At 66.6% G+C, this 21,590-nt stretch carries 20 protein-coding genes and 2 pseudogenes; 7 read left to right on the top strand and 15 right to left on the bottom strand.

Annotated features, from left to right (window positions below; all coding sequences use genetic code 11):
• Window positions 1-8: 8 nt before the first annotated feature.
• Window positions 9-1,115, bottom strand: a complete 1,107-nt coding sequence (locus G6038_RS10570; RefSeq protein WP_165037659.1) for a hypothetical protein — start codon at window positions 1,113-1,115, stop codon at window positions 9-11.
• A 452-nt stretch (window positions 1,116-1,567) separates the two neighbouring features.
• On the opposite strand from G6038_RS10570, the gene G6038_RS10565 reads away from it, so the two are divergent.
• Complete coding sequence (locus G6038_RS10565; protein WP_165037610.1) at window positions 1,568-1,990, top strand: hypothetical protein; 423 nt, start codon at window positions 1,568-1,570, stop codon at window positions 1,988-1,990.
• A gap of 196 nt (window positions 1,991-2,186) precedes the next feature.
• Window positions 2,187-2,723 carry a DUF1269 domain-containing protein gene (locus G6038_RS10560; RefSeq protein ID WP_165037609.1) on the top strand — a complete coding sequence of 179 codons (537 nt, stop codon included), beginning with the start codon at window positions 2,187-2,189 and terminating at the stop codon, window positions 2,721-2,723.
• Window positions 2,724-3,116: 393 nt separating this feature from the next.
• Here the strand turns inward: G6038_RS10560 and G6038_RS10555 are convergent, their stop codons facing one another.
• From G6038_RS10555 to G6038_RS10540, 4 genes and pseudogenes are all read right to left on the bottom strand, one after another.
• Window positions 3,117-3,629, bottom strand: coding sequence for a DUF1801 domain-containing protein (locus G6038_RS10555; RefSeq protein WP_165037608.1), 513 nt, complete (start codon window positions 3,627-3,629; stop codon window positions 3,117-3,119).
• A gap of 34 nt (window positions 3,630-3,663) precedes the next feature.
• Window positions 3,664-4,332 (bottom strand): glyoxalase, encoded by a 669-nt coding sequence (locus tag G6038_RS10550; protein ID WP_165037607.1) that lies wholly within the window; start codon window positions 4,330-4,332, stop codon window positions 3,664-3,666.
• Window positions 4,333-4,394: 62 nt separating this feature from the next.
• Window positions 4,395-4,676, bottom strand: a pseudogene (locus G6038_RS10545) (AraC family transcriptional regulator); the annotation flags it as partial.
• A 116-nt stretch (window positions 4,677-4,792) separates the two neighbouring features.
• On the bottom strand, window positions 4,793-5,203 hold the full coding sequence (locus G6038_RS10540; RefSeq protein ID WP_165037605.1) for a VOC family protein: 411 nt from the start codon (window positions 5,201-5,203) through the stop codon (window positions 4,793-4,795).
• 157 nt (window positions 5,204-5,360) lie between these two features.
• Between G6038_RS10540 and G6038_RS10535 the strand changes: the two genes are divergently transcribed.
• Together G6038_RS10535 and G6038_RS10530 are read left to right on the top strand one after the other, a co-directional pair.
• A complete protein-coding gene (locus tag G6038_RS10535) occupies window positions 5,361-5,810 on the top strand; it encodes a helix-turn-helix transcriptional regulator (RefSeq protein ID WP_165037604.1) in 450 nt (149 codons plus the stop codon).
• Window positions 5,811-5,872: 62 nt separating this feature from the next.
• Window positions 5,873-8,260, top strand: a complete 2,388-nt coding sequence (locus G6038_RS10530) for an excinuclease ABC subunit UvrA (protein ID WP_165037658.1) — start codon at window positions 5,873-5,875, stop codon at window positions 8,258-8,260.
• Between the two features lie 39 nt (window positions 8,261-8,299).
• On the opposite strand, the pseudogene G6038_RS10525 reads toward G6038_RS10530, so the two are convergent.
• From G6038_RS10525 to G6038_RS10485, 9 genes and pseudogenes are all read right to left on the bottom strand, one after another.
• Window positions 8,300-8,573 (bottom strand): annotated as a pseudogene (locus tag G6038_RS10525) (thioesterase family protein); the annotation flags it as partial.
• 19 nt (window positions 8,574-8,592) lie between these two features.
• Window positions 8,593-9,864, bottom strand: coding sequence for an NAD(P)/FAD-dependent oxidoreductase (locus G6038_RS10520; RefSeq protein WP_240918417.1), 1,272 nt, complete (start codon window positions 9,862-9,864; stop codon window positions 8,593-8,595).
• A complete protein-coding gene (locus G6038_RS10515) occupies window positions 9,821-10,645 on the bottom strand; it encodes an SDR family oxidoreductase (protein ID WP_165037603.1) in 825 nt (274 codons plus the stop codon). The genes G6038_RS10520 and G6038_RS10515 overlap by 44 nt, the downstream gene beginning before the upstream one ends.
• Before the next feature lie 47 nt (window positions 10,646-10,692).
• Window positions 10,693-12,249, bottom strand: a complete 1,557-nt coding sequence (locus G6038_RS10510; RefSeq protein ID WP_165037602.1) for a long-chain fatty acid--CoA ligase — start codon at window positions 12,247-12,249, stop codon at window positions 10,693-10,695.
• A gap of 114 nt (window positions 12,250-12,363) precedes the next feature.
• The gene (locus tag G6038_RS10505; RefSeq protein ID WP_165037601.1) at window positions 12,364-12,957 is read right to left on the bottom strand and encodes an alpha/beta hydrolase; all 594 of its coding nucleotides are present in this window, start codon (window positions 12,955-12,957) and stop codon (window positions 12,364-12,366) included.
• 26 nt (window positions 12,958-12,983) lie between these two features.
• Window positions 12,984-14,309 carry an MFS transporter gene (locus G6038_RS10500; protein ID WP_206024538.1) on the bottom strand — a complete coding sequence of 442 codons (1,326 nt, stop codon included), beginning with the start codon at window positions 14,307-14,309 and terminating at the stop codon, window positions 12,984-12,986.
• A 124-nt stretch (window positions 14,310-14,433) separates the two neighbouring features.
• Entirely contained in the window at window positions 14,434-15,483 is a 1,050-nt protein-coding gene (locus tag G6038_RS10495) for a 3-keto-5-aminohexanoate cleavage protein (protein ID WP_165037600.1), read from the bottom strand.
• Between the two features lie 40 nt (window positions 15,484-15,523).
• Window positions 15,524-15,916: a carboxymuconolactone decarboxylase family protein gene (locus G6038_RS10490; RefSeq protein WP_165037599.1), complete on the bottom strand. Its 393-nt coding sequence runs from the start codon at window positions 15,914-15,916 to the stop codon at window positions 15,524-15,526.
• Window positions 15,917-16,144: 228 nt separating this feature from the next.
• A complete protein-coding gene (locus G6038_RS10485; protein ID WP_165037598.1) occupies window positions 16,145-17,146 on the bottom strand; it encodes an AraC family transcriptional regulator in 1,002 nt (333 codons plus the stop codon).
• 343 nt (window positions 17,147-17,489) lie between these two features.
• On the opposite strand from G6038_RS10485, the gene G6038_RS10480 reads away from it, so the two are divergent.
• The 3 genes from G6038_RS10480 to G6038_RS10470 all read left to right on the top strand — a co-directional run bounded on the left by G6038_RS10480 (window position 17,490) and on the right by G6038_RS10470 (window position 20,401).
• Window positions 17,490-18,464 (top strand): quinone oxidoreductase, encoded by a 975-nt coding sequence (locus G6038_RS10480; RefSeq protein WP_165037597.1) that lies wholly within the window; start codon window positions 17,490-17,492, stop codon window positions 18,462-18,464.
• 86 nt (window positions 18,465-18,550) lie between these two features.
• On the top strand, window positions 18,551-19,462 hold the full coding sequence (locus G6038_RS10475; RefSeq protein ID WP_165037596.1) for a TauD/TfdA family dioxygenase: 912 nt from the start codon (window positions 18,551-18,553) through the stop codon (window positions 19,460-19,462).
• A gap of 345 nt (window positions 19,463-19,807) precedes the next feature.
• On the top strand, window positions 19,808-20,401 hold the full coding sequence (locus G6038_RS10470) for a rhodanese-like domain-containing protein (protein ID WP_165037595.1): 594 nt from the start codon (window positions 19,808-19,810) through the stop codon (window positions 20,399-20,401).
• Between the two features lie 615 nt (window positions 20,402-21,016).
• On the opposite strand, the gene G6038_RS10465 is transcribed toward G6038_RS10470, so the two are convergent.
• Window positions 21,017-21,590, bottom strand: a 574-nt coding sequence (locus G6038_RS10465) for a rhodanese-like domain-containing protein (RefSeq protein WP_165037594.1), incomplete at its 5' end; no start/stop codon positions are given.

The raw sequence follows: 21,590 nt of genomic DNA, 5'->3' as shown, positions 1-21,590 counted from the left end.
TCGCCGCCTCAGCAGGTCGCGTTCTCGGCGGGCACCAACAGCGGCTCCGAGGCGGCTGTCGCCGGGGCGCTGGTCACCGCGGCGACACCCAGCGCCGCAGCGGGCGGCAGATCCGCCCAGCCGATTCCGTACACCTCTTCCCCGCCAGGCTGCGCCGCCAGCGAAACCTCGGCGCTCGTGCCGACCGCGCCGGAACATCGGTCGTAGACATTCAACTTCCAAGTCACTGTGCCGACATTCGCGGTGGAGTCGAGGTGTACGTCGACCCGGACGGCGCACATGCGTCCGGACGTGCATTCGCCGTTGGCGAAAGTGGCGGTGACCAGACTGATCGGTCCCGCGGCTGCCGGGGCCCCGACCTGGACCGGCCCGGGCGCCGTGGTTCCCGCTCCCGTCGCCGACTTGCCCTGGTCGCCTGCGGGTTCGGGAGGCGGGGGCGAGACCGGACTTATCCGATTCGGCTCCGACGTATCCACCGGGTTCAGGACGGCGTCCCAGCCTCGACGCAGCTCCGCCCACACCCGCGGAGCCGCCCACAGCGTCCCGACGAGAATCAGGATCGCGACGAGACCGAGAACCCCCTGCCGTCGCGACGGCCGTCTGCGCCGGCGATGCCACCCAATGCGGGCCGGTGGATACCAACCGGCCGGTGCGAGAGACGTCCCGGTCGCTCTGCCGGGCCGCCGCGGCGCGGCCGCCTGCGCCACCACCGGACCGTCCGGACAGGGGCGTCCCGCCACCACCGCGACGAGCGCGGCGAGCTGGCTCCGCACCCGGGACTCCTCGGCCGGGTCGCCGTCGGCTGCGACCACGTGACGAACCCGGCGCATCAGGTCCTCGAGATCTGTTGCTTCGTCGATCGATTCGTCCACCTGGTCGGCCCGTTCCGGACAGCGGCAGCTCGTCACGACGCTGCGGAGCAGCCTCGCCACCGACTCGTCCGCTGCGTGCCCGTCCGCCGCACTCCCGTTCCATGCGATCGTGAGCCGTCCGGTCTCGGACACGGTCACGGCGTCGTCCCGCAGCCGACTAGGGTAGCGGCCCTGGCGGCGTGCCAGTTCGAGCTGGCAGATCACATCGTCGACGAGCAGCGCAGCCTGCGCCCGGGTCAGCATGGCCAACGCGAGAAGACGCCGGAGCGCTACACCACCGTCACGAGTCTCGTCGTCGTTATGTGCGGGTGGTTCGGATCGGGGCTCGACGGACTCGTGTCTTCTGGCGCGGAGCCCTGTCACTGCTTCGATCATCGCGCACCCCGAAACGCTGTGCCTCCCGCACAGGCCGCAACCGGACCGGGACGGGGGCGGTGGACCATGACTTGGGCTTACTTGCTGTCGAGTCCCACTACGCCTGCGTCATTCCATTCAACTCCGATCCGGGCCGGCGGACATGCCGTTTACCCATCCGAGACGCCACGGGCAACCGACGCGAGAACGCGCCGCTGATCTCCAACGAGATCGCCGTCGCTTGTCGGCCTGGGAGAGAGGAAGATCAGCACTTCCCCCCGGGCGGGTGCGGGATCGGCGCATACTGCTGAGGTCTCATCCCATCGGTGAAGGGGACCGCCATGTCCGAGGATGTACGTCACGAACGGGGAAGCATCAGCGTCAAGCAGGGCATCGCAGCGGGGACGTCGGTGGGGGCGGCGGTCATCATGACCACGGTCGGCATCGTCCAGTTCCTCCAAGGGATTGCGGCAGTGGCCGAGGACGAGCTGTTCGTCCAGGGCCAGGAGTACACGTTCAAGTTCGACTTCACCGCGTGGGGGTGGATCCACATCGCCCTCGGGGTGGTGATGGTGGTCGTGGGCATCGCGTTGATCACCGGCGCGACGTGGGCGCGGGTGGCGGCCATCGTCGTCGCGGCACTGTCGATTCTGGCGAACTTCATGTGGCTGCCGTACTACCCGTATTGGTCGGTCCTGGTCATCGCGCTGGACGTGGTGGTCATCTGGGCGGTGTCGACCTGGAATCCGCGAGCCGACTACTAGGACGAACCGTGCCGTCGGGCCGAACTTCTCCGCCCGGGGCACGCTCGCCACGGCAACCGGCTCGGACAGTGCACTCGGGGTGCCGGGGCGCCCCGGGGCACCGACCGGATTCACCCTGGGCAAGGCGACGGCGGCCAGGCGCTGACGTCCTTCGGTCAGCCCCGGCAGCAGGTCGGTCAGAACTCGGAGGTTGGAGATGAGCAAACACGAGCACGACATCCTGTACGTGAGCGCTGCGGCATACGACAGAGTCGAGGACGCGGTAGCGGACTTCGAGGCACTCGAGCAGCTGTACCGCGAGATACGGACCTCCCACGACTTCGACGCGTCCGTCATCGCCAAGGACGAGAACGGGAAGGTCCACATCGTCAAGAAGCACGAGCAACCCACCCGCCACGGGGCAGCGGTCGGCCTCGGCTGGGGACTGGCGGTGGGCGTGGTAGCGGCGCTGTTCCCGCCCGTGGGAATCGGTCTCGTCGGCGCCGCCGCCGGCGGGACCGCCCTCGGGGCCGTGGTGGGGCACGCCAGCGACCGGATGAAACGCAGCGACGTCAAAGAACTCGGTGAGATCCTCGACGAGGGCCAGGCCGGCGTGATCGTGGTGTACGAAACCAACCTCGCCGATCAGATCGCCGCAAACATCAAAGCCGCCAACCGGATCGTCTCCAGAGCCACCGACATGGCCGCCGACCAACTCGCGATCGACATCAGGAACGCCGAGCAGGATCGATAACCTACGGAACTCTCGACTCGCCCCATGAACTCGGCGTTCAAGAGCGTGCGGCAATTGAGGATCATTCGAGTCGGCAGGTGGTGGGTCGGGACGGCCAGGCGGTAGTGGGTGCGAACGCGGTTGATCAGCCGTAGGGGCGCCCGCCGGTGTCCAGCGCATCTGCTTCTTGGTGACCATGCGTTTGCAGACGACCTGGTTGCCCGCGGACTCGGTGAAGGCGGTGGAGATGGCTTTGCCGGCGCGGCGGCGTTCGTAGTGGGGATCCGGCCGGCATCGGCGCGCAGGTAGCTGTCGAATTCCCGCACCGTCTCGAGCAGCCGGGCCTGTTCGGCGAGGGCCCGCAGGAATGCCCATGGCGACACGGTATCCTTGCACCGAGCGAATCCAGTCCTCCTACGGCTGACCCGGGCTTACTTCCGGCGCTCGGCCCACCGCCTTCTGCACGAGCGCGCTGATGCGCTGTTCGCCGGCCGCGGTCAGCTCCTTCAGGGCGTAGGCGATCGGCCACATGGCGCCGTCGTCGAGTGCCGCCTCGTCGCTGAAGCCGAGCGTGGCATACCGCGACCCGAACTTCTGCGCGCTCTGGAAGTGGCAGAGGACCTTGCCGTTTCTGGCGTACGCGGGCATCCCGTACCAGAGCCTCGGCGCGAGGTCCGGAGCCGCGGTCCTGATGATGTCGTGGATCCGCTCGGCGAGGACCCGGTCCGCTTCCGGCATCTCGGCGATCTTCGCGAGCACGTCCCGCTCCGCTGCCGCCTCCTTCTCCGCCCGCGAGCCGCGCCGCGCCGCCGCCTTCTTCTGCTCCTGCGCGTGCTCCTTCATCGCGGCCCGCTCCTCGGCGGTGAATCCGTGGTACTGCTCGGCGGTCGCGCCGGAGTTCTCGGGGGACGGCTTCGGTTGCTGCATGGCAGGTTTCCTCTCACAACAGGGATGAGGCCGGTCAGGACTGTGCAGGCACCGCGGGCGGCGCGGGGGTGAACGATGTGGCAACCTCCCAGGCGAATCCGTCCGGGTCGATGAAGGGGCCGGCCGTGCTGCCGAGGACGATGCGGTGCGAGCCGGTGCCGTCGGCGGGGACGCCGAGGTCCTTGGCCAGGCCGCGGCGCTTGTACAGCGCCAGCTTGACGGGGCTGGACTCGCCGGCAGTGAACTCGGCGTACTTGCCACCGAAGCTCTCGGCCACGGTCAGGCCCCGGCCGACGTAGAACTGCTTGCTGGCCTTCACGCCCTCCACACCGAGCAGCAGGACGATCTCGTCGATCTCACAGGTGGCCGGGCCGGTGTCCTTCTTCGCCGAGGTCGCGACCTTCCAGATCGTCCCGTCCGGGGCCTGGACGACGCCGCCGTAGCCCCAGAGCGACTTCGCGGCGGGCCTGAGCACCGCGGCGCCGGCGTCCACGGCAGCGCCGAGGAAGCTGTCGACGGTGGCCGGCCGGGACACCGTGAGCGCCAGGGTGAAGCCACGGAATCCGGTGGAGTGCGACTCGGATGCTCGCAGGCGTAGGTACGTGTCCACGCCGAAGGCGGTGTAGAAGCGGTAGGCGGTCTCGGGGTCGGCCACCTCGAGGGTGACAGATGCGATGGACGTGTGGGATGCGGTGGTTGTCATGACCATCACGCTAGGGACTGCTTGCCGGCCCGGGCTTCTCGATTCCTGACCGGTCTTGTCACCGCGAAGTACACCTCGGTGACGCTGAGATCGCCACGACGCAACAGCGCCATCGCGCGTTCGATGCGCCGCGTCATCAGGTACTCGTACGGCGACTCGCCGTATGCGGCCCGGAACTGCCGGCTGAGGTGCCCGGCCGACATGTGCACGCCGCGGGCGAGCGCCTCCACGTCCAACGGCTGCGCGTACTCCCGTTCGATCCGGTCACGGACGCGGCGCAGCCGCGCGAGATCGGTCAGGCGCTGCGCCTCGGCGCGTGCACGTCGCCATTCGGCCTGACACATGAGAGCACCCCCTCTTCGTCTTCCCTCGACGTCTACGAGCACCTGGGGTGGCGGGCCTCGGCACGCCAGGTGCTCGGTGGTGCCGACCGGCACGGCCGCATCGACGCCCGCACGGCTCAGCGAAGCTCCTGGATGCGGACCAGATTGCCCGCCGGGTCGCGGAAGGCGCAGTCGCGGATGCCGTACGGCTGTTCGGTCGGCTCCTGGACGACCTCGGTGTCGCCGGCCTGCACCTTTTCGAATGTGGCGTCGAGGTCCGGGGTGGCCAGCAGGATCCAGCCGTAGGTGCCCTTCGCCATCATCTCGGCGATGGTGCGGCGCTCGTCGTCGGTGATGCCCGGGTCGACGGCCGGCGGCGCCAGGAGGATGGACGTGTCGGGCTGACCGGCGGGGCCCACCGTGATCCAGCGCATCTTGCCCTGCCCGACGTCGTTGCGGACCTCGAAGCCGAGGACGTCGCGGTAGAAGGCGAGGGAGGCGTCCGGGTCGTCGTGCGGCAGGAAGCTCGTGTGAATGGTGATATCCATGACGAGCAGGTTAGGAGCGTCTCTGTGTCCCGCGCTTCTCGATTCCTGATCGATCCGCCGAGCGCGAGTCCGTTCCCCTCGTCGACGTACTCGCCGTCCACGCGCGGCACGTCGGAAGCGCTGGGCAACTCCGCTGCGACGTGGCACGATCGCGTACGTGACCGGGGGACCTGCTGACGCGCAGCGCCTGCGCGATCTCGCGCGGCTGCGCCGCGTCCGTGACCGCATCGATCGGGAGTACGCACAGCCGCTGGACGTGGAGGCGCTCGCCCGCGGGGTGCACATGTCGGCGGGGCACCTCAGCCGGCAGTTCCGGGCGGCGTACGGCGAGTCGCCGTACGCATACCTGATGACGCGGCGAATCGAACGCGCAATGGCACTGTTGCGTCGCGGCGATCTGAGTGTCACCGAGGTGTGTTTCGCGGTGGGCTGCTCGTCGCTGGGCACCTTCAGCACCCGCTTCACCGAACTGGTCGGTGTGCCGCCCAGCATCTACCGCCGTCAGGCGGCGCACGCGGCGGCAGGGATGCCGTCGTGTGTCGCGAAGACGGTGACCAGACCGATCAGGAATCGAGAAGCGGAAGTCGTCGAGCCGCACCTAACCTGACCGCCATGGACGTCACCATTGACTCGAGCTTTCCCCTCCCGGCAGATGGAGACACCACGAGCATGGCCACGAGGACGGACACGCGGTCGCACGCGCGGCACGTTGCCGACAGCCACGACCTGATCCGCGTGCACGGTGCGCGCGTGAACAACCTCGAGGACGTCAGCGTCGAGATCCCGAAGCGCCGGCTGACGGTGTTCACCGGCGTCTCCGGCTCGGGCAAGAGCTCTCTGGTGTTCGGCACGATCGCCGCGGAGTCGCAGCGGATGATCAACGAGACCTACAGCGCCTTCGTGCAGGGTTTCATGCCGACGCTGGCCCGGCCCGATGTCGACGTACTCAAAGGATTGACGACCGCGATCATCGTCGACCAGGAGCGGATGGGCTCGAACCCCCGCTCCACCGTCGGCACCGCCACCGACGCAAACGCGATGCTGCGCATCCTCTTCAGCCGGCTGGGGCAGCCGCACATCGGCTCGCCCAACGCGTACTCGTTCAACGTCCCCTCGGTGAAGGCCAGCGGTGCGATCACGGTCGAGCGCGGCGCCGGCAAGACGAAGACCGAGAGGGCGACCTTCCACCGGCTCGGCGGCATGTGCCCGCGCTGCGAGGGGATGGGCGCGGTCACCGACTTCGACCTGTCCGCGTTGTACGACGACAGTCTGTCGCTCAACGAGGGCGCGCTCACGATCCCCGGCTACAGCATGGACGGCTGGTACGGCCGGATCTACCGGGGCTGCGGCTTCTTCGACCCGGACAAGCCGATCCGCAAGTACACCAAGAAGGAACTGCACGATCTGCTCCGCAAGGAGCCGACCAAGATCAAGGTCGAAGGTATCAACCTGACGTACGAGGGACTGATCCCGAAGATCCAGAAGTCGATGCTGTCCAAGGACGTCGACGCACTGCAGCCGCATATCCGGGCGTTCGTGGAACGGGCCGTGACCTTCTCCACCTGCCCCGAGTGCGACGGCACCCGGCTCGGCAAGGAGGCCCGGTCGTCGAAGATCAAGGGGAAGAACATCGCCGACGTCTGCTCGATGCAGATCAGCGACCTGGCCGTCTGGGTCCGGAGCCTCGACGAACCGTCGGTGGCCCCGCTGCTCACCGGGCTGCAACACCTCCTCGACTCGTTCGCCGAGATCGGGTTGGGGTACCTCTCACTCGACCGCCCGGCGGGCACCCTCTCCGGGGGAGAGGCCCAGCGCACCAAGATGATCCGCCATCTCGGCTCCTCGCTCACCGACGTCACCTACGTCTTCGACGAACCCACCATCGGCCTGCACCCGCACGACATCGCGCGTATGAACGACCTGCTGCTGCAACTACGCGACAAGGGCAACACGGTGCTCGTCGTCGAGCACAAGCCGGAGGTGATCGCGATCGCCGACCACGTCGTCGACCTGGGACCACGCGCCGGCACCGAGGGCGGCAAGGTGGTATTCGAGGGCACCGTCGAGGAGCTGCGTGCCAGTGACACGCTCACCGGACGGCACCTGGACGACCGCGCGTCGGTGAAGCCCTCGGTGCGTACACCGTCGGGTGTGCTGGAAGTGCGCGGCGCCGACACCCACAACCTGCAGGACGTCGACGTGGACATTCCCCTCGGCGTGCTGGTCGTCCTCACCGGAGTGGCAGGCTCGGGCAAGAGCTCGCTGATCGACGGTTCGGTGTCCGGGCGCGACGGGGTGGTGTCGGTCGACCAGGGGGCGATCAAGGGCTCGCGGCGGAGCAACCCGGCGACGTACACCGGACTGCTCGACCCGATCCGGAAGGCCTTCGCGAAGGCCAACGGCGTGAAGCCGGCGTTGTTCAGCGCCAACTCCGAGGGCGCGTGTCCCGCCTGTAACGGCGCCGGAGTCATCTACACCGACCTGGGCGTCATGGCCACCGTCGAATCCACCTGCGAGGAGTGCGAGGGGAAGCGGTTCCAGGCCGAGGTGCTGGAGTACACGCTCGGCGGCCGGAACATCGCCGACGTGCTCGCGATGCCGGTGGCCGAGGCCGAGGGGTTCTTCGGCGCCGGCGAGTCGCGGATCCCGGCGGCCCACAAGATTCTGCAGCGGCTCGCCGACGTCGGGCTCGGCTACCTCAGCCTCGGCCAGCCGCTCACCACGCTGTCCGGCGGTGAGCGGCAGCGACTCAAGCTGGCCACCCGGATGGCAGAGAAGGGCGGCGTCTACGTCCTCGACGAGCCGACAACCGGACTCCACCTCGCCGACGTCGAGCAACTGCTCGGCCTGCTCGACAGGCTCGTCGACTCCGGCAAGTCGGTCATCGTCATCGAGCACCACCAGGCGGTCATGGCGCACGCCGACTGGATCATCGATCTCGGTCCCGGCGCCGGCCACGACGGTGGCCGGATCGTCTTCGAGGGCACACCGGCCGACCTCGTCACCACCCGCTCCACCCTCACCGGCGAGCACCTCGCGGCCTACGTCGGCGCCTGACCGTGTCCGTCGCGGACACCCCCGCCGGCACGACGGTCGGTTGGGGCGGACGGTGAGGACCTGGGACACGGTGCCGACGGGACCGCGGGTGTCATGGAGGACGCTGCTGATCAACCCCCAGGCCGTCGGGACCGAACGAGACGGTGGTGTCGAAGCCGAGCCAGTCACCGCGGGGTTCGGTGAACAGATGGGCGGTGAGGTCGACGTCGGGGAAGGCGACGTCTTTCGGAGATGCGCGCACGGTCATCCCGTTGGCGATGTCGAACAGTCCGGCGGCACCGGCCAGCGCGCTGACCTTCTCGTCGAGCACGAGGGCAGCGGGCCACAAAGGTTCATTGTTTCGCCGACCCAAGCCCGGTGGTCGTGGATTTCCGGGTACGGGCAAGACGAGCGGCGACGAATTCTGCATCGCGGCCGACTCCGCGCAGGGATGCCGAAGACGGGGTGCGCTGCCAGTCGATTCCGAGGTAGGCAAGCCCGGGATGGGTGGTGGAGATGCCGCCGCGATGTCGGGCACGACCGGTGGAATCGAGGGCTCCGAGTCCGACGAGATAGGGCAGATGCTGGGCGTATCCGGTGGCAAGCAGCACCGAGTCCGCGGTGGAGGTGGTGCCGTCCGGCCAGTTCACGGTGGTGCCGTCGATACTGGTGAACATGCTTCTGGGGACAGGGTTTCCGATAGTGAGGGCGCGACGGTAGCGACCTGTGTCGAGGACGCGCTGCGTGGGAGCCGTGCGCAGATACGGACCGATCGGGGCGGCGTCGAACCCGGTGACCGTGGCCCAGAAGTGGAGGGGGCGGCCCAGCGGCTCCTGGGGCAGGTACTTCGGCGGATTGCGGCTTGCGAGGGTCACTTCGGCATGTTCGGCCAGTTCGACGGCGATCTGCACGGCAGAGTTTCCCGCGCCGACGACGATCACGTGCTGACCGGCGAACGCAGTGGGCTCACGATACTCACTGGCGTGCAGCACGGTGCCGGTGAAGGTGTCCAGTCCGGGCAGGCGGGGAACGTACGGTGAGTCGAAGGAACCCGTGGCGGCGACGAGTCGTGGGGCCGTGAAGGTATCCCCGCCGGCCGTGTGGGCAGTGAAGCCTGTTCCGTCGTACTCGACCGTGTCGACGCGTTGGTGGGTAAGGATGTCGGCGTCGACGGTGTCGGCGTAGCGACGCAGGTAGTCGATCACCTCGTCTCGGCGGGGGTAGCGGTCTTCACCACCCGGAAACGCCATCCCCGGTAGAGAGCTGTATCGGCCCGGGGAGAACAGGACGAGGCTGTCGTAGTAGCGCGGCCAGGAACCCACGGGTTCGTCTCCGGCCTCGAGGATCGCCGTGTCCAATCCTTGTCGGGACAGGGCACGGGCGGCGGCGAGGCCGGATTGCCCTCCGCCGATGACAAGGGCATCGTAATCAGTCATGAAGTCTTTCCGTTGAACATGGCCAAATGGCGAGAGTCGTTGAGCGTGGGAATCGACATCAGTTGTTCGCTTCGCGGCGAGTATTCCGCCCGGGCAGGAGCGATCGACGCAGCCCGGATTCCGGAACCACTGCACAACTGCTGTGTCAGATGACGATTCCGCCGTTCGCGTTGAGTACTTGTCCGACAAGATAGTGCGTATCTCCAGCCAGATATACAGCGAGGGAGGCGTATTCCTCGGGCTTGCCGATCCGGCCCAGCGGAATCATCTGGTAGATGCTGGCCTTCTGCTCGTCACTGAGAACGCCCAGAACCTCCTCGAGTGCCGGTGTGAGGACGGCACCACAGGCGATGGCGTTGACATAGATGTTCGAGCCGGCGACATCGAAGCCCACGGTCTTGGTGAGACTGGCGACGGCAGCTTTGCTCGCGGAGTATCCGGGGCTGTGAGTGCTGGCCGCCGAGACGCCCGCGATGGAGGTGATGTTGACGATTTTGCCGTACTTCTGGGGCTCCATGAACTTCAGCGCTTCACGAGTGCAATAGAAGACCCCGTGAACGTTGACATCCCACCACTTGAGCCAGTCCTCGTCCTCGAGGCTGCTGGTGATGCCGAGCGACGAGCGGGGCACGGGGGTGGTCACGTACGCGTAGTGCTTGTTCCGCCGTTCTGTTTCCGCGGCGTTGATCGGTACGCGGGCCGCGTTGTTGACGAGGATGTGCACGGTACCGAACTCCTGGACTGCTCGTTCGAACAGTTGGGTGACCTCTCGGCTCGAGGAGACGTCACAGCGCACGGGAAGGCACCGCCTGCCCAGGGCCTCGATTTCCTCGGCCACCTCGTGCAGCAGGTCTTCCTGGATGTCGCACACGACGGTGTCTGCGCCTTCCTTCGCCATCGCCACGGCGGTGGCCTTGCCCAGGCCTTGGGCTGCTCCTGTGATGACCGCGACCTTGCCTTGAAGCTGCATCGCGACGTCCTTTCGTCCGGAATGGGAAAAATCGGTGGTGACGAGAACTAGACGAGTTCGCGCTTGAGAATCTTGCCCGTCGCTGTCATGGGCAAGGTCGCGACGAACTCGATCTCGCGGGGGTACTTGTAATCCGCCATCTGGTCCTTGGCCCAGGCGATCAGCTTGTCCTCGGTGAGGCTCGCGCCGGGCTCGAGGATGACGAACGCCTTGATTTCCTCGCCGTGGCTCTCGTGCGGGATGCCGACCACCGCGGCGAGGGAAACGGCCTCGTGGGTCACCAGGACTTCTTCGATCTCCCGCGGGTAGACGTTGAATCCCCCGCGGATGATCATGTCCTTGGCGCGGTCGACGATGTAGAAGTAGCCGTCTTCGTCCTGTCGGGCGAGGTCGCCCGTGCGGAACCAGCCGTCGCGCATGACGTGACCGGTGGCCTCGGGCTGGTTGTGGTAGCCCTTCATGATGTTGTGGCCGCGGATCGCGATCTCTCCGACGACGTCGGTACCGGTGATCGTGTTCCAGCGCGGGTCGACGAGCCTGGCTTCGACACCCCAGATCGGGACGCCGATCGATCCCGGACGCGGAGGGCGAGCAGGGTCACCGAAGATGGCCAGCGGTGAGGTCTCGGACAGTCCGTAGCCCTCCAGGATGTCGATTCCGAAGCGCTCCCGGAAGCGGGTGAGGATATCCACCGGCAGCGCCGCACCGCCGGAGATCGCCAGCCGCATGTTCTGTGCGATCCGGTCGACGTCGACACCGTCGCCGAGGGCGCCGAGCAGGCCCCAGTACATCGTCGGTACGCCGGCGAAGACGGTGATCTCTTCTCGTGTCATCAGTTCCAGCGCGGCCGCAGCATCGAAGCGGGGCTGGAGCACCAGGGTTGCACCGACCGCGAAGCCCGCGTTGAGATTGGCGGTCTGACCGAACGAGTGGAACAGCGGCAGCGTGATCAGATGTGTGTCGTGCGGGACGGGATTGCTTCCGAAGAGCTGGTTGGCGGTCAGCGCGTTGAGCGTCATGTTGGCGTGGGTCAGCTCGGCACCTTTGGGTTTGCCCGTTGTTCCACTGGTGTAGAGGATCACTGCGGTGTCGGCCGGTTCGCGGACCACCGTTTCGAACTCGGCAGGTTGCCTCTGGAGAGCCTGAGCCAGGTTTTCGATGCCTGGAAGTCCCGTCTCGGCGGTCGCCGCGGAGTCGGCGGTGATGAGGAACATCTCTCGGCACTGCGGTGCCCGACCGAACCCGGTCCACCCGCGCCTCCCCAAGGGAAGTTCGTCGCTTCCTTCGAAGCAGAAGTACACCACGGCGCCGGAATCGACTAGGTGGTAGTCGATTTCGTCTTCCTTGAGGAGGATGTTGAGTGGGACGACGACGGCGCCTGCCTTGAGGATCCCGTAGTAGATGATCGGAAACTGGGGCAGGTTCGGGCAGGAGAGTGCGACCTTGTCGCCGGGTTCGACACCACGGGAGATCAGAAGGTTGGCCACCTGGTTCGCGTAGCGATTGGTCTGCGCGTAGGTCAGCCGTACGTCGCCGAGCACGAGGGCCTCGCGGTCGGGGTACCGGCGAGCGGAGTCGTCGAGAAGTGCGGATAGGTTGAGCACGCTGGCTGTCTCTCTGTTCGTGGTTCGGTCGGTCGGGGCCGGCGACGGTCCGGCCGGAAAGTTCGTCGGAGGTGGTGGGTGGGACGACGGTGTCGGGATCCGCCCGGTTCGGCCTCATCGACGAACGGCGGCGCCCGTGGGGACCCTGGCGATCAGGTCCTGGAGAAGGTCTTCGGCTTGCGGCCAGTACCCATAACCCGAGGCCGGGGTGAGGTGGCCGACGTCGCCGAGGTCGACCAGGCGGCTGCCCCACATCTCTGCCATGCCGGCGACTCGCCGGGGGCAGGCAAGCGGATCGTCGGAGCTTGCAGCGACGATGCTGCGGAACGGCAGGCGCCGACGTGGGATCGGGTTCCACCCGTATCGGGTGAGTTCGTCCACCGATGGGTATCCGTCGGGAAGGGGCAGTTCGAAGTCCGGTGGGGTGACCAGGAGCGCTCCGTGGACCGGCCGTGTGGCTTCCCGCGCCCAGTGCACGGTGGTGAGGACACCGGCACTGTGGGCGACGACCACGACGGGTCCGGTGATGTCGGACAGGGTTTTTTCGAGGGCGGCCACCCACCCTGCCCGATCGAGTGGGGTCCCGGTGGGGCGTTCGACGGTGCAGACCTGGGGAAGCTGCTGAGCGAGTTGGTGCTGCCAATGGTCTGTGGCGAGCGGAGCGAGACCGGGGACGATGACCACGGTCGGACAATTGGTGATGTTCACGGTCGCCTCCAGGAGAATCGGAGAAGTCACATGGTCGGACGCGTGTCCAGTGCGGCGAGTTTGCGTGTTCCCGCTGGGTAGAGGCGCTTGCCCACGACCAGCGCGACGATGGCGGCAAGATACATGAGCGGCGAGAGCTGCAGGGCCGAGTACAGGCCGATCCGGTCGGCCAGGGCCCCGACCACCATCGGACCCAGCGCCAACCCCAGCAAGTTGTAGAACAGGATAGCTGTGCCGAGAGCGGTGGCGCGGAGACTGGAGTGGGTCAGATCGGCTACGAGTGCGGTTACCGGTCCGAAGGCCCCGTTGGAGAAGAATGCTCCTGCTGCGAGCATCACCAACTGCGGCACTCCTGGTTCGGCGGCAAAACCGGTGAGCAGCAGGACCGCCGACAGGAGACAGAAGATCGCCGAAACGAGCCATTTGCGTATCGGGGCGATCCGACTGATCCGATCGGTGATCAGGCCACACAGTGGCATACCGACGCTGATGCACAAGATGAACAGTGCTGCCATCGCACCGGCGCGGTCCGGGACCATGTCGTAGTAGCGATTGAAAAAGCTCGGCAGCCATGCCATCAACACCGCGGGGGTGAAAACCAACAGCCCTCCACCGATATAGGCGCAGAGCACCGCCGGGTTGGTGATCAGGCTCGACAAGGGGGCGCGATAGCCCTGCGCTGCTGTCTGTTGCGCCTCGGCTGGGTCCGAGTATCGGTATTCCGCCAGCCGACGTTCGGTGACCACGGCACGGAACAGCGCCACCAGGATCAATCCGAGGATCGCCAGGGACGCGAACGACCAGCGCCAACCGACGTGGACGGCGATGACCCCACCGAGCATGACCCCTACCACCGAGCCGATCGGCGAGCCGGCCAAGAACGCGCCACTGATGGCAGAACGTTTTCCGGGAGCGAAGATCGTGAGCAACAGAGCGAGGCCCACGCTGCTGTAGGCGGCTTCCCCCACGCCGATGAGGAACCGCGCACCGAGCATCTGGCCGTAACTGGTGGCCACGGCACACATGAGGGTGGCCACACTCCATATCGTCGCCATCAAGATCACGCTCTTGAGGCGGCCCCATCGATCCGCCAGTAGGGACAGGGGGATGGCACACAGGCCGACCATCAGTGCGACCACGCTGTTGAGCGCGGCCAGCTCCGAATCAGAGAGTGCCCATTCCTCTTTGAGGAAGGGAAAGACGGCGCTGAGAACCTGACGGGACATGTAGTCCGACAACAGCAAACCGAAGATGAGAACGAAGACGACCCAGGGGTAGATTCGCGACTTGCGGCTCGACGTGGCCGGGGCGGCGGCCGGGTCCTCGGTGGTCGTGGTGATGTGTGTGCCCATGGGCTCTCCTATGGCCGATCGGGACCGGGAGCGGGGACCCGTGGCCCCGCGGGTACCGGGGGCGCGGAACCGTGTCGGCCGCGCGCCCCCGGGGTTCAGGCGCGGATCACCTGTCGGTGATCATTCAGGCGTGGTGCAGGAAGCCGAGCTGGCCGGGCTTGCGGTTCGGCGCGTAGCCGAGCTTGGCCAGAGCGGTGTCGGTGTCGGCGTAGGTCTCGTCGAGCTTGTAGATCTCGCGCGCGTCCTTGCAGGTGGCCACCTCACGGCCGAGCTCACCGGCGATGCGCACCATCTGCTCGACCTGTTCGACCGAGGTCCGCCGCTCGCCCTTGCGACCCCACAGGTTGTCCTCGATGCCTACCCGCACGTGCTGGCCGAGCGCGATCGCGATCGTGCACATCGGGATGACGTGACGCATGATCGACTCGATGGTCAACACCGCGCCGTCGGGGGTTCGGCGGATGAACTCGATCAGATCGGCCGGGTGCACGCCGGCTGCGCCGCCGCCGATCGCGACGTAGTTCAGCACCAGCGGACCGGTGTAGTGACCCCGCCGGATCAGCCGCTCCACGGTCTCGAGCTGCGCCAGGTTTCCGAGCATGAAGTGCGGCTGGATACCTGCGTCGGTGAGGCGGCGCAGGTGCTCGAGGTAGAAGTCGGGGCCGGCCTCGACGGTCATGTCCCGGTAGGCCTTGTAGATAGCCGGGTCCTGGAACGAAGTTCCGGCGATATCGTCGTCGGTCATCAACTCGACCAGGTTCATCTGGTTGGTGTTGATGGCGATGGTCACCTGATCCGGGGCCGGGTCCAGGGTGGCCAGCATGTGACGGGTGTCGTGGGGCAGCCACTTCGCCGCCTCGCCGTCCTTGGGCGGGGCGAACGAGATCGACCCACCGACCTGCAGGATCATCTCCGGCACCGCCTCGCGCAGCCGGGCGAGCATCTCGTTGAACATTTCGAGCCGCTTCGAGCCGCGGCCGTCTTCTTCGCGCACGTGCACGTGCAGCACCTGCGCGCCGGCGTTGTAGCAGTCGACCGCCTTCTGGATCTGCTCGTCCATCGTCACCGGGATGTCGTCCGAGTCCCCGGGCAGGAACTCCGGACCGTACGGGGCGACCTGGATGACGAGCTTTTCCTGGTTCTCGGGCAGCAGCGAATCGTCGAGGTAGTGCATGATCGTCCTTATCGTTGTGAGGTGTTACGTGGGTGGCGTGTCACTGTCCGCCGGCGCGCCCCTCGTAGGCGGCGAGTTCCTCGGCGAGGATCGGAACGCCGAGATTGCAGGCGTGGATCCCCACCGCACTGGCGTACTGCAGCACGGCGAGGATCTCCTGCCGGGTCACTCCCAGTTCGAGGGCGGCGCGGATGTGCCGACGGACCCCCGGCGCATACATGTGGGTGCAGGCGGCGTCGATGGCGATGCTCAACAGCTCCACCACCTGGGGAGAGAGCACACCTCGTCGCATCGGCGCCGTGGCGAAGGCCATGAAGTGCTCGGTCCCTTCCGGATCCCAGTCGAACAGCTGGTCCCACATGGGATTCCAGCCGCCGCGTTCACGCATCGAATCGACCACGGGCGTACGGGAGGTCGGGATGTCGGTAGTCAAGGTGCACTCCAGGAGGGACGGCGGCGCGGTAGGCCAGCATGCGAAGGTGGCACGCGTCACATTATCCGAGCGCCGTAGGTACTTCTTGACCGATGGTGGCACTTCGATTGACATGATGGGGCATGTACCGGGAAACACGCCCGTGTGGGTTCGCCGTGGCCGGATTCCCGAGACGCGGCCCGGGGAAGCCGCGGATACGGTCACCACGGCCGAGACGGTGGATCGGAATCAGGCGTCGCGGCGAATTGCCCGCCAGGCCTTCGGACTGGTGCCGAACTCCCTGCGGAACCACCGCGAGAACGCCGACAGTTCGGAGAACCCCAGCAACTGCGCGACTTCCGTCAAGGAACGGCTCTGGCGTCCGACGTACTGACGGGCGAGCTTGATACGGACGGAGTTGAGAATCGACGAGAAGGTCTCGTTCGATTTCGCGAGGTGCCGGTGAACGGTCTTGCGGTCGATACCCAGGGTGTGCGCGACCTGCTGGAGCGAGCAGCGTCCGGTGGGGAGCAGCGCCTCGATCAGATTGCGGATGCGATCGAGTTCGTCGGCGCTCCGGGCAGGAGCGATCGCTTCGATGTATTGCTGCGCAAACGGGCGGAACAGAGGATCGGACAGGGTATTTGGCGCGTCGAGTTCCGCGGAGTACAGCACGAGCCCGTTGAAGTCCGCGCCGAATCGGACCGCGTAACCGAGGACCCGATGATGGATGGTGAGGTCGGTCGGGGGCATGTGGGTGAAGCAGACGGTGACCGGCTTCCAGTGGCCGCCCACGAGCGTGCGGACGATACGAACAACCGTGCCGACGGTCTGCTCGATGAGCTGCCGACCGTCGGTCTCCGCACTCAGGTCGAGATCGACCTTGACAGTGGCGAGCCCGTCGAGCTCGAACACTCGGATGTGCAGTGCCTCGCTGTGCAGGTGCTCGTAGCGGCTGATCATGCTCAGCGCGCTGCGGACGTCGGGTTCCTCGCGGGCGGCGAGGCTGATCGGACCCAGATTGGACAGGCGCCGATTCTCCGCCAGACGAAGCCCGAACGCCTCGACGGACGCGGCGGCGGAAAGGTGCAACAGCTCGGCGACCGTGTCGACCGCGATCCACTGGTTGTGCACCACCAGGTCGGCAGGGTGTAGTCCCACCCTCCTCAACAGCGGAAGATGGTCGACTCCCAGGGACCGGGCAAGGTCCAGGTAACCATTCAGCACCGCGTTACGCACGAGCAGAGTCATCAGTCCTCCTACGATGCGCCACGGATGATCAATGATTCTGCCACCCACGGTCAAGACGTGAGCTGGGTCGCTGTCCTAATCTTTGCCGTAATCCCCAACGAGGTCAGATGCTCGCCCCGCAGGGGAGCGCATGAACACCGGACCCGAAAAAGGAACTTCCACACGGTGCCGGCTCGCCGTGTGCTGGGGATCCCCGAGGGAACTCACGTCGGTTGCCGGCCGGCCGAACTGCGTCGATGCCGAAACATCGAGGACGCCGGGGCCCGGTGGAAACGGCCCCGTGAATCGCACACCAGAACCATGATCCGGCCGAGCGTCGGGTCCAGTCGAAACGGAGACTTCCGTGGCACACGCGATCCGCTTCTATCAACCCGGCGGTCCCGAGGTACTGCGATGGGAGAAGGTCGACGTCGGGACACCAGGACCCGGGGAAGTCCGGATCCGGCACACGGCGGTCGGAGTCAACTTCGCCGACACCTACTTCCGCACCGGCTACTACCCGGCCGTACTTCCCGCCGGACTCGGGATCGAGGCGGCCGGCGTCGTGGAGGCCGTCGGCGACGGCGTATCGCACGTTGCCGTCGGTGATCGCGTCACCTATGCACACAGTCCCTTGGGTGCCTACAGCACAGAGCGGGTGATGCCGGCGACCTCCCTGATCGGACTGCCCGACGCGATCTCCTCCGAGACAGCGGCCGCAATGACCACCCGCGGCCTCACCGCGGCCTATCTTCTGCGCCGCATTCATCCGCTCGCGCCTGGCGAGACCGTTCTTCTGCACGCCGCAGCCGGCGGGGTCGGCCTGATCTTCCTGCAATGGGCGAAACTGCTCGGACTGCGTGTGATCGGCACCGTCTCCAATGATCACAAAGCCGAAGTGGCTCGCGCCTACGGCTGCGATCACGTCATCTTCCACCGAAAGGAGGATGTAGCCGCGCGGGTGCGGGAGTTGACCGACGGTGTCGGTGTACCGGTCGTGTTCGACAGCATCGGCAAGGACACGTTCGCCGCCTCCCTCGACTCGCTCGAACGGCGGGGCCTGCTGGTGTGTTTCGGTACCGCATCCGGCCCGATTCCACCGATCGATGCCCTGCAACTCGCGACCAAGGGGTCGCATTTCGTCACCCGACCCGCGCTGGCGGACTATCTCGCCGACCCGACAGAGCGTGCCGAGCTTGCGAACGAGTTGTTCGACCATGTCGAGACCGGCCGCATCAAGATCGACATCAATCAGCGCTACGCCCTACCCGACGCAGCGCAGGCCCACCGGGACCTCGAAGCGGGCCGCAGCATCGGTTCCTCGGTTCTCTGCGTCTGACTCTCCCACCGTTCCGCGGACTTCGCGGCCCGAACCGAACGGGTCGGAACAGCCACACCATTGCAACCCACACCAAGGAGAAAGCCATGACCGACACTCTTCCGAGCGCAAAGCACACAGCCGCCGCGGCAGCCGGCGACGTTCCGCGGGCTACGATCGAAGCCAAGCCGCTCACCTGCCACATCGGCGCTGAACTGTTCGACGTCAACCTCGCCGACATCGCACGCGACGACGCTCTGTTCGCCGAGGTGAAAAGACTCCTGCTCGAGTACAAGGTCCTGTTCCTGCGTGACCAGAACATCACCCGCGCCGACCATCTCGCCTTCGCCAGACGGTTCGGTGAGCTCGAAGGGTACAACCCGAATACGGGCAACGAATCCGGCTTGGCACTGCTCTACAAGGACCTCGACAGCAAGCCGGAGCATATCGAGAACATCTTCCACAGCGACACGACCTGGCGGGAGTTCCCCTCGATGGGATCTGTGTTGCGCTGCGTCGAGACTCCCGAAGTGGGGGGCGACACGATCTGGGTGAACATGGCCGAGGCGTACCGGGGGTTGCCCGAGAGCGTCAAGGAACAGATCGACGGCTTGCGGGCCCGTCACAGCTTCGAAGCTGTTTTCGGTGCCTCCAAGCCGATGGAACAGCGCCTCGAGCTGAAGGAGCGATACCCCGACGCGGAGCATCCTGTGGTGCGCACCCATCCGGAGACCGGGGAAAAGATCCTCTACGTCAACGCGGTCACCACGAACTTCGTCAACTTCCACACGCCACAGAACGTGCGCTACGGCGCGGACTACGCCCCCGCCGCCGGCAACCTGCTCAACTACCTGATCAGCCGTGCGGCAATCCCCGAGTACCAGGTTCGCTGGCGCTGGACGAAGAACAGCGTCGCGATCTGGGACAACCGCTGCACCCAGCACTACGCGGTCCAGGACTACTGGCCGGCGGTCCGGAAGATGGAACGCGCGACGATCGTCGGCGACAAGCCGTTCTGAGGGCAGGCTCTTCCCCCCACCGGCACGCGGTGCTTGCAATCGCGAACCGAAAGGCGAGGAACCGGTTCGATGCCGTGGTCACCTCCGACCGGAGAACACGCCGGCGAACCTGTCCGGAGCCGACCCTGTCGATCAGCAATTCGTCGTCTGCACCGGCCTGGACAGAGGCCCCCGCACATGATGAGCGGGGGCCTCGGCCCTGTCCGAAATCACTTCCCCGATCATGACCGTGCGTGACCGCGGAGTCCGACCGGGACCTGGCGGCGAACGACGGGCTTCTCGCCCGCACCCGCTGTGGATCGTTCGCCCCGCCGGTGCCGCCGAGGAGAACCAGGAGATACGTCGATGCCCGAACGTCAGCAAGCAGTCAGTCGCTCTTCGATCCCTCGCGCAGGACAGAAAACCTCCGCAATACCAGAGAAGCAACAGACGAGCCTCGGTCTGTACGTGACAGCCCCTCAGGCCTACGAGCTGCAAATGACCCAGCCGGGCCACACCAGCATCATCGATGTCCGAACACCGGAAGAATATCTGTTCGTGGGCCACGTCGAGACGGCGAGAAACCTTCCTTTCGTCTTCCTGACCTACCAATGGGACACACAGCGGAACGAACCCCTTACAGAACCCAATCCCAACTTCGTGTCCCGAGTGATGAGCTTGTACTCCCGCACCGACACTCTCCTGTTGATGTGCCGTTCCGGGGAACGCAGCGCACGGGCGGTCGACGCCCTGGCAGATGCCGGTTTCGAGAACGTCCACAATGTCCTCGACGGGATGGAGGGCGGACTCGTGGATGACCCGCACAGCGCCTATCACGGCAAACGGATGAAGAGCGGATGGAAGAACGCCGGACTTCCCTGGACCTACGACCTGAACGCCCACCTGACATGGAGCACCGACCGGCCGGGAGAATTCCAGGGTGAATCGCCCAGGGTTTGATGCCGCATCCTTGCGAGTTGGAAGGATGAGCACCATGCCGAGGAAGATCGACGCCGCACTGCGTGCCCGTGCGGTGCGCTCGGTGACAGAGCACCGAGACCAGTACTCCTCGGTGACCGCTGCGGTGCGGCGGCGGCCGAGCAGGTGGGTGTGGGAACGAAGTCGGTGCGTTGACGGGTCGCGCAGGCCGACATCGACGCGGGCACCCGACCCGGGTTCACCAGCGCGGAGAACGCCGGGTTCGAGCGTTTGGAGGCAGAGAACAACAGGCTCCGTGCGGATGTCGAAATCCTGAGCGCTGCAACAACTTTGTTCGTGAGAAAACTCGACTCCCGCAACCGGAGATGACGGGCTTCATCGACACGATGAGGTACGAGGGACACGCGACCCGCGTCGATCTGCCGAGTCCGGCATTCGCAGGGCGCCGGGATCACCGCACGAACCTACCCGAGCTGAAAGCAGGCATTCCGGCCTGTCGCCGACCGGACCGTCACCGGGCATGATCCCAGTCGGTCACGACCTTCTTCGGGCCGGACGGGGGGCGCGCAGAGCGACGGCAGCCCGCCCCCTGTTCGACCAGGGGGCGGGCTGCCGTGGGTTTCGGAAGATCCGGGATCAGGCGGGGACGTGGGCCTCGGCCCAGGCGTTGTAGCCGCCGAGCAGGTCCGAGACGTTCTCGAAGCCCTGCGCCCGCAGCAACGACGCGGCCACACTCGAGCGCCACCCGCCGGCGCAGTGCACCACGATCGGCTTACCGGTGGGCACCTGCTCGAGCCGGGCCCGCAGCTGCGCCAACGGGATCGGCACCGCCCCCGGAATCGTCCCGAACTCCCGCTCCCCCGGATTGCGGATGTCGACCAGGGTCACCGCCTCGGCGGCGAGCAACCCGTCGAGCTCGGCGACGGTGGTCCGGACCGCGGGCTGCACCAGCTCCGCCAGCTCCGCCGGGAAACGCCCGTCGCGGTCGACGGTGAGATACCCGAGCGCGTTGTCCGACCCGATCCGGGCCAGCCGCACCGCCGCGTCCTGCTCCTCGCCGGGGTAGGTGACCAACACGATCGTCTCCCCCACCTCGGCGACCATCCCGCCGGTCTCGGCGAACCGGCCGTCGAACCCGACGTTGACCGACCCGCGCAGATGCCCGGCGGCGAAGTCGTCCACGCTGCGCGCATCGAGCACCCGGGTGCCG

This window comes from Rhodococcus sp. 14C212, assembly GCF_011058195.1.
Taxonomy (GTDB): Bacteria; Actinomycetota; Actinomycetes; order Mycobacteriales; family Mycobacteriaceae; genus Rhodococcus; species Rhodococcus aetherivorans.
Note: the sequence above shows the minus strand (reverse complement) of the source record. Positions and strands in the feature narration are given on the sequence as shown.

Bases quoted from the DNA above. Each gene is read 5' to 3' on its own strand.
- G6038_RS10570 (WP_165037659.1), bottom strand. From the start codon at position 1,115: ATGCTGACCCGGGCGCAGGCTGCGCTGCTCGTCGACGATGTGATCTGC.
- G6038_RS10565 (WP_165037610.1), top strand. From the start codon at position 1,568: ATGTCCGAGGATGTACGTCACGAACGGGGAAGCATCAGCGTCAAGCAG.
- G6038_RS10560 (WP_165037609.1), top strand. From the start codon at position 2,187: ATGAGCAAACACGAGCACGACATCCTGTACGTGAGCGCTGCGGCATAC.
- G6038_RS10555 (WP_165037608.1), bottom strand. From the start codon at position 3,629: ATGCAGCAACCGAAGCCGTCCCCCGAGAACTCCGGCGCGACCGCCGAG.
- G6038_RS10550 (WP_165037607.1), bottom strand. From the start codon at position 4,332: ATGACAACCACCGCATCCCACACGTCCATCGCATCTGTCACCCTCGAG.
- G6038_RS10540 (WP_165037605.1), bottom strand. From the start codon at position 5,203: ATGGATATCACCATTCACACGAGCTTCCTGCCGCACGACGACCCGGAC.
- G6038_RS10530 (WP_165037658.1), top strand. From the start codon at position 5,873: ATGGCCACGAGGACGGACACGCGGTCGCACGCGCGGCACGTTGCCGAC.
- G6038_RS10515 (WP_165037603.1), bottom strand. From the start codon at position 10,645: ATGCAGCTTCAAGGCAAGGTCGCGGTCATCACAGGAGCAGCCCAAGGC.
- G6038_RS10500 (WP_206024538.1), bottom strand. From the start codon at position 14,309: ATGGGCACACACATCACCACGACCACCGAGGACCCGGCCGCCGCCCCG.
- G6038_RS10495 (WP_165037600.1), bottom strand. From the start codon at position 15,483: ATGCACTACCTCGACGATTCGCTGCTGCCCGAGAACCAGGAAAAGCTC.
- G6038_RS10485 (WP_165037598.1), bottom strand. From the start codon at position 17,146: ATGACTCTGCTCGTGCGTAACGCGGTGCTGAATGGTTACCTGGACCTT.
- G6038_RS10475 (WP_165037596.1), top strand. From the start codon at position 18,551: ATGACCGACACTCTTCCGAGCGCAAAGCACACAGCCGCCGCGGCAGCC.
- G6038_RS10470 (WP_165037595.1), top strand. From the start codon at position 19,808: ATGCCCGAACGTCAGCAAGCAGTCAGTCGCTCTTCGATCCCTCGCGCA.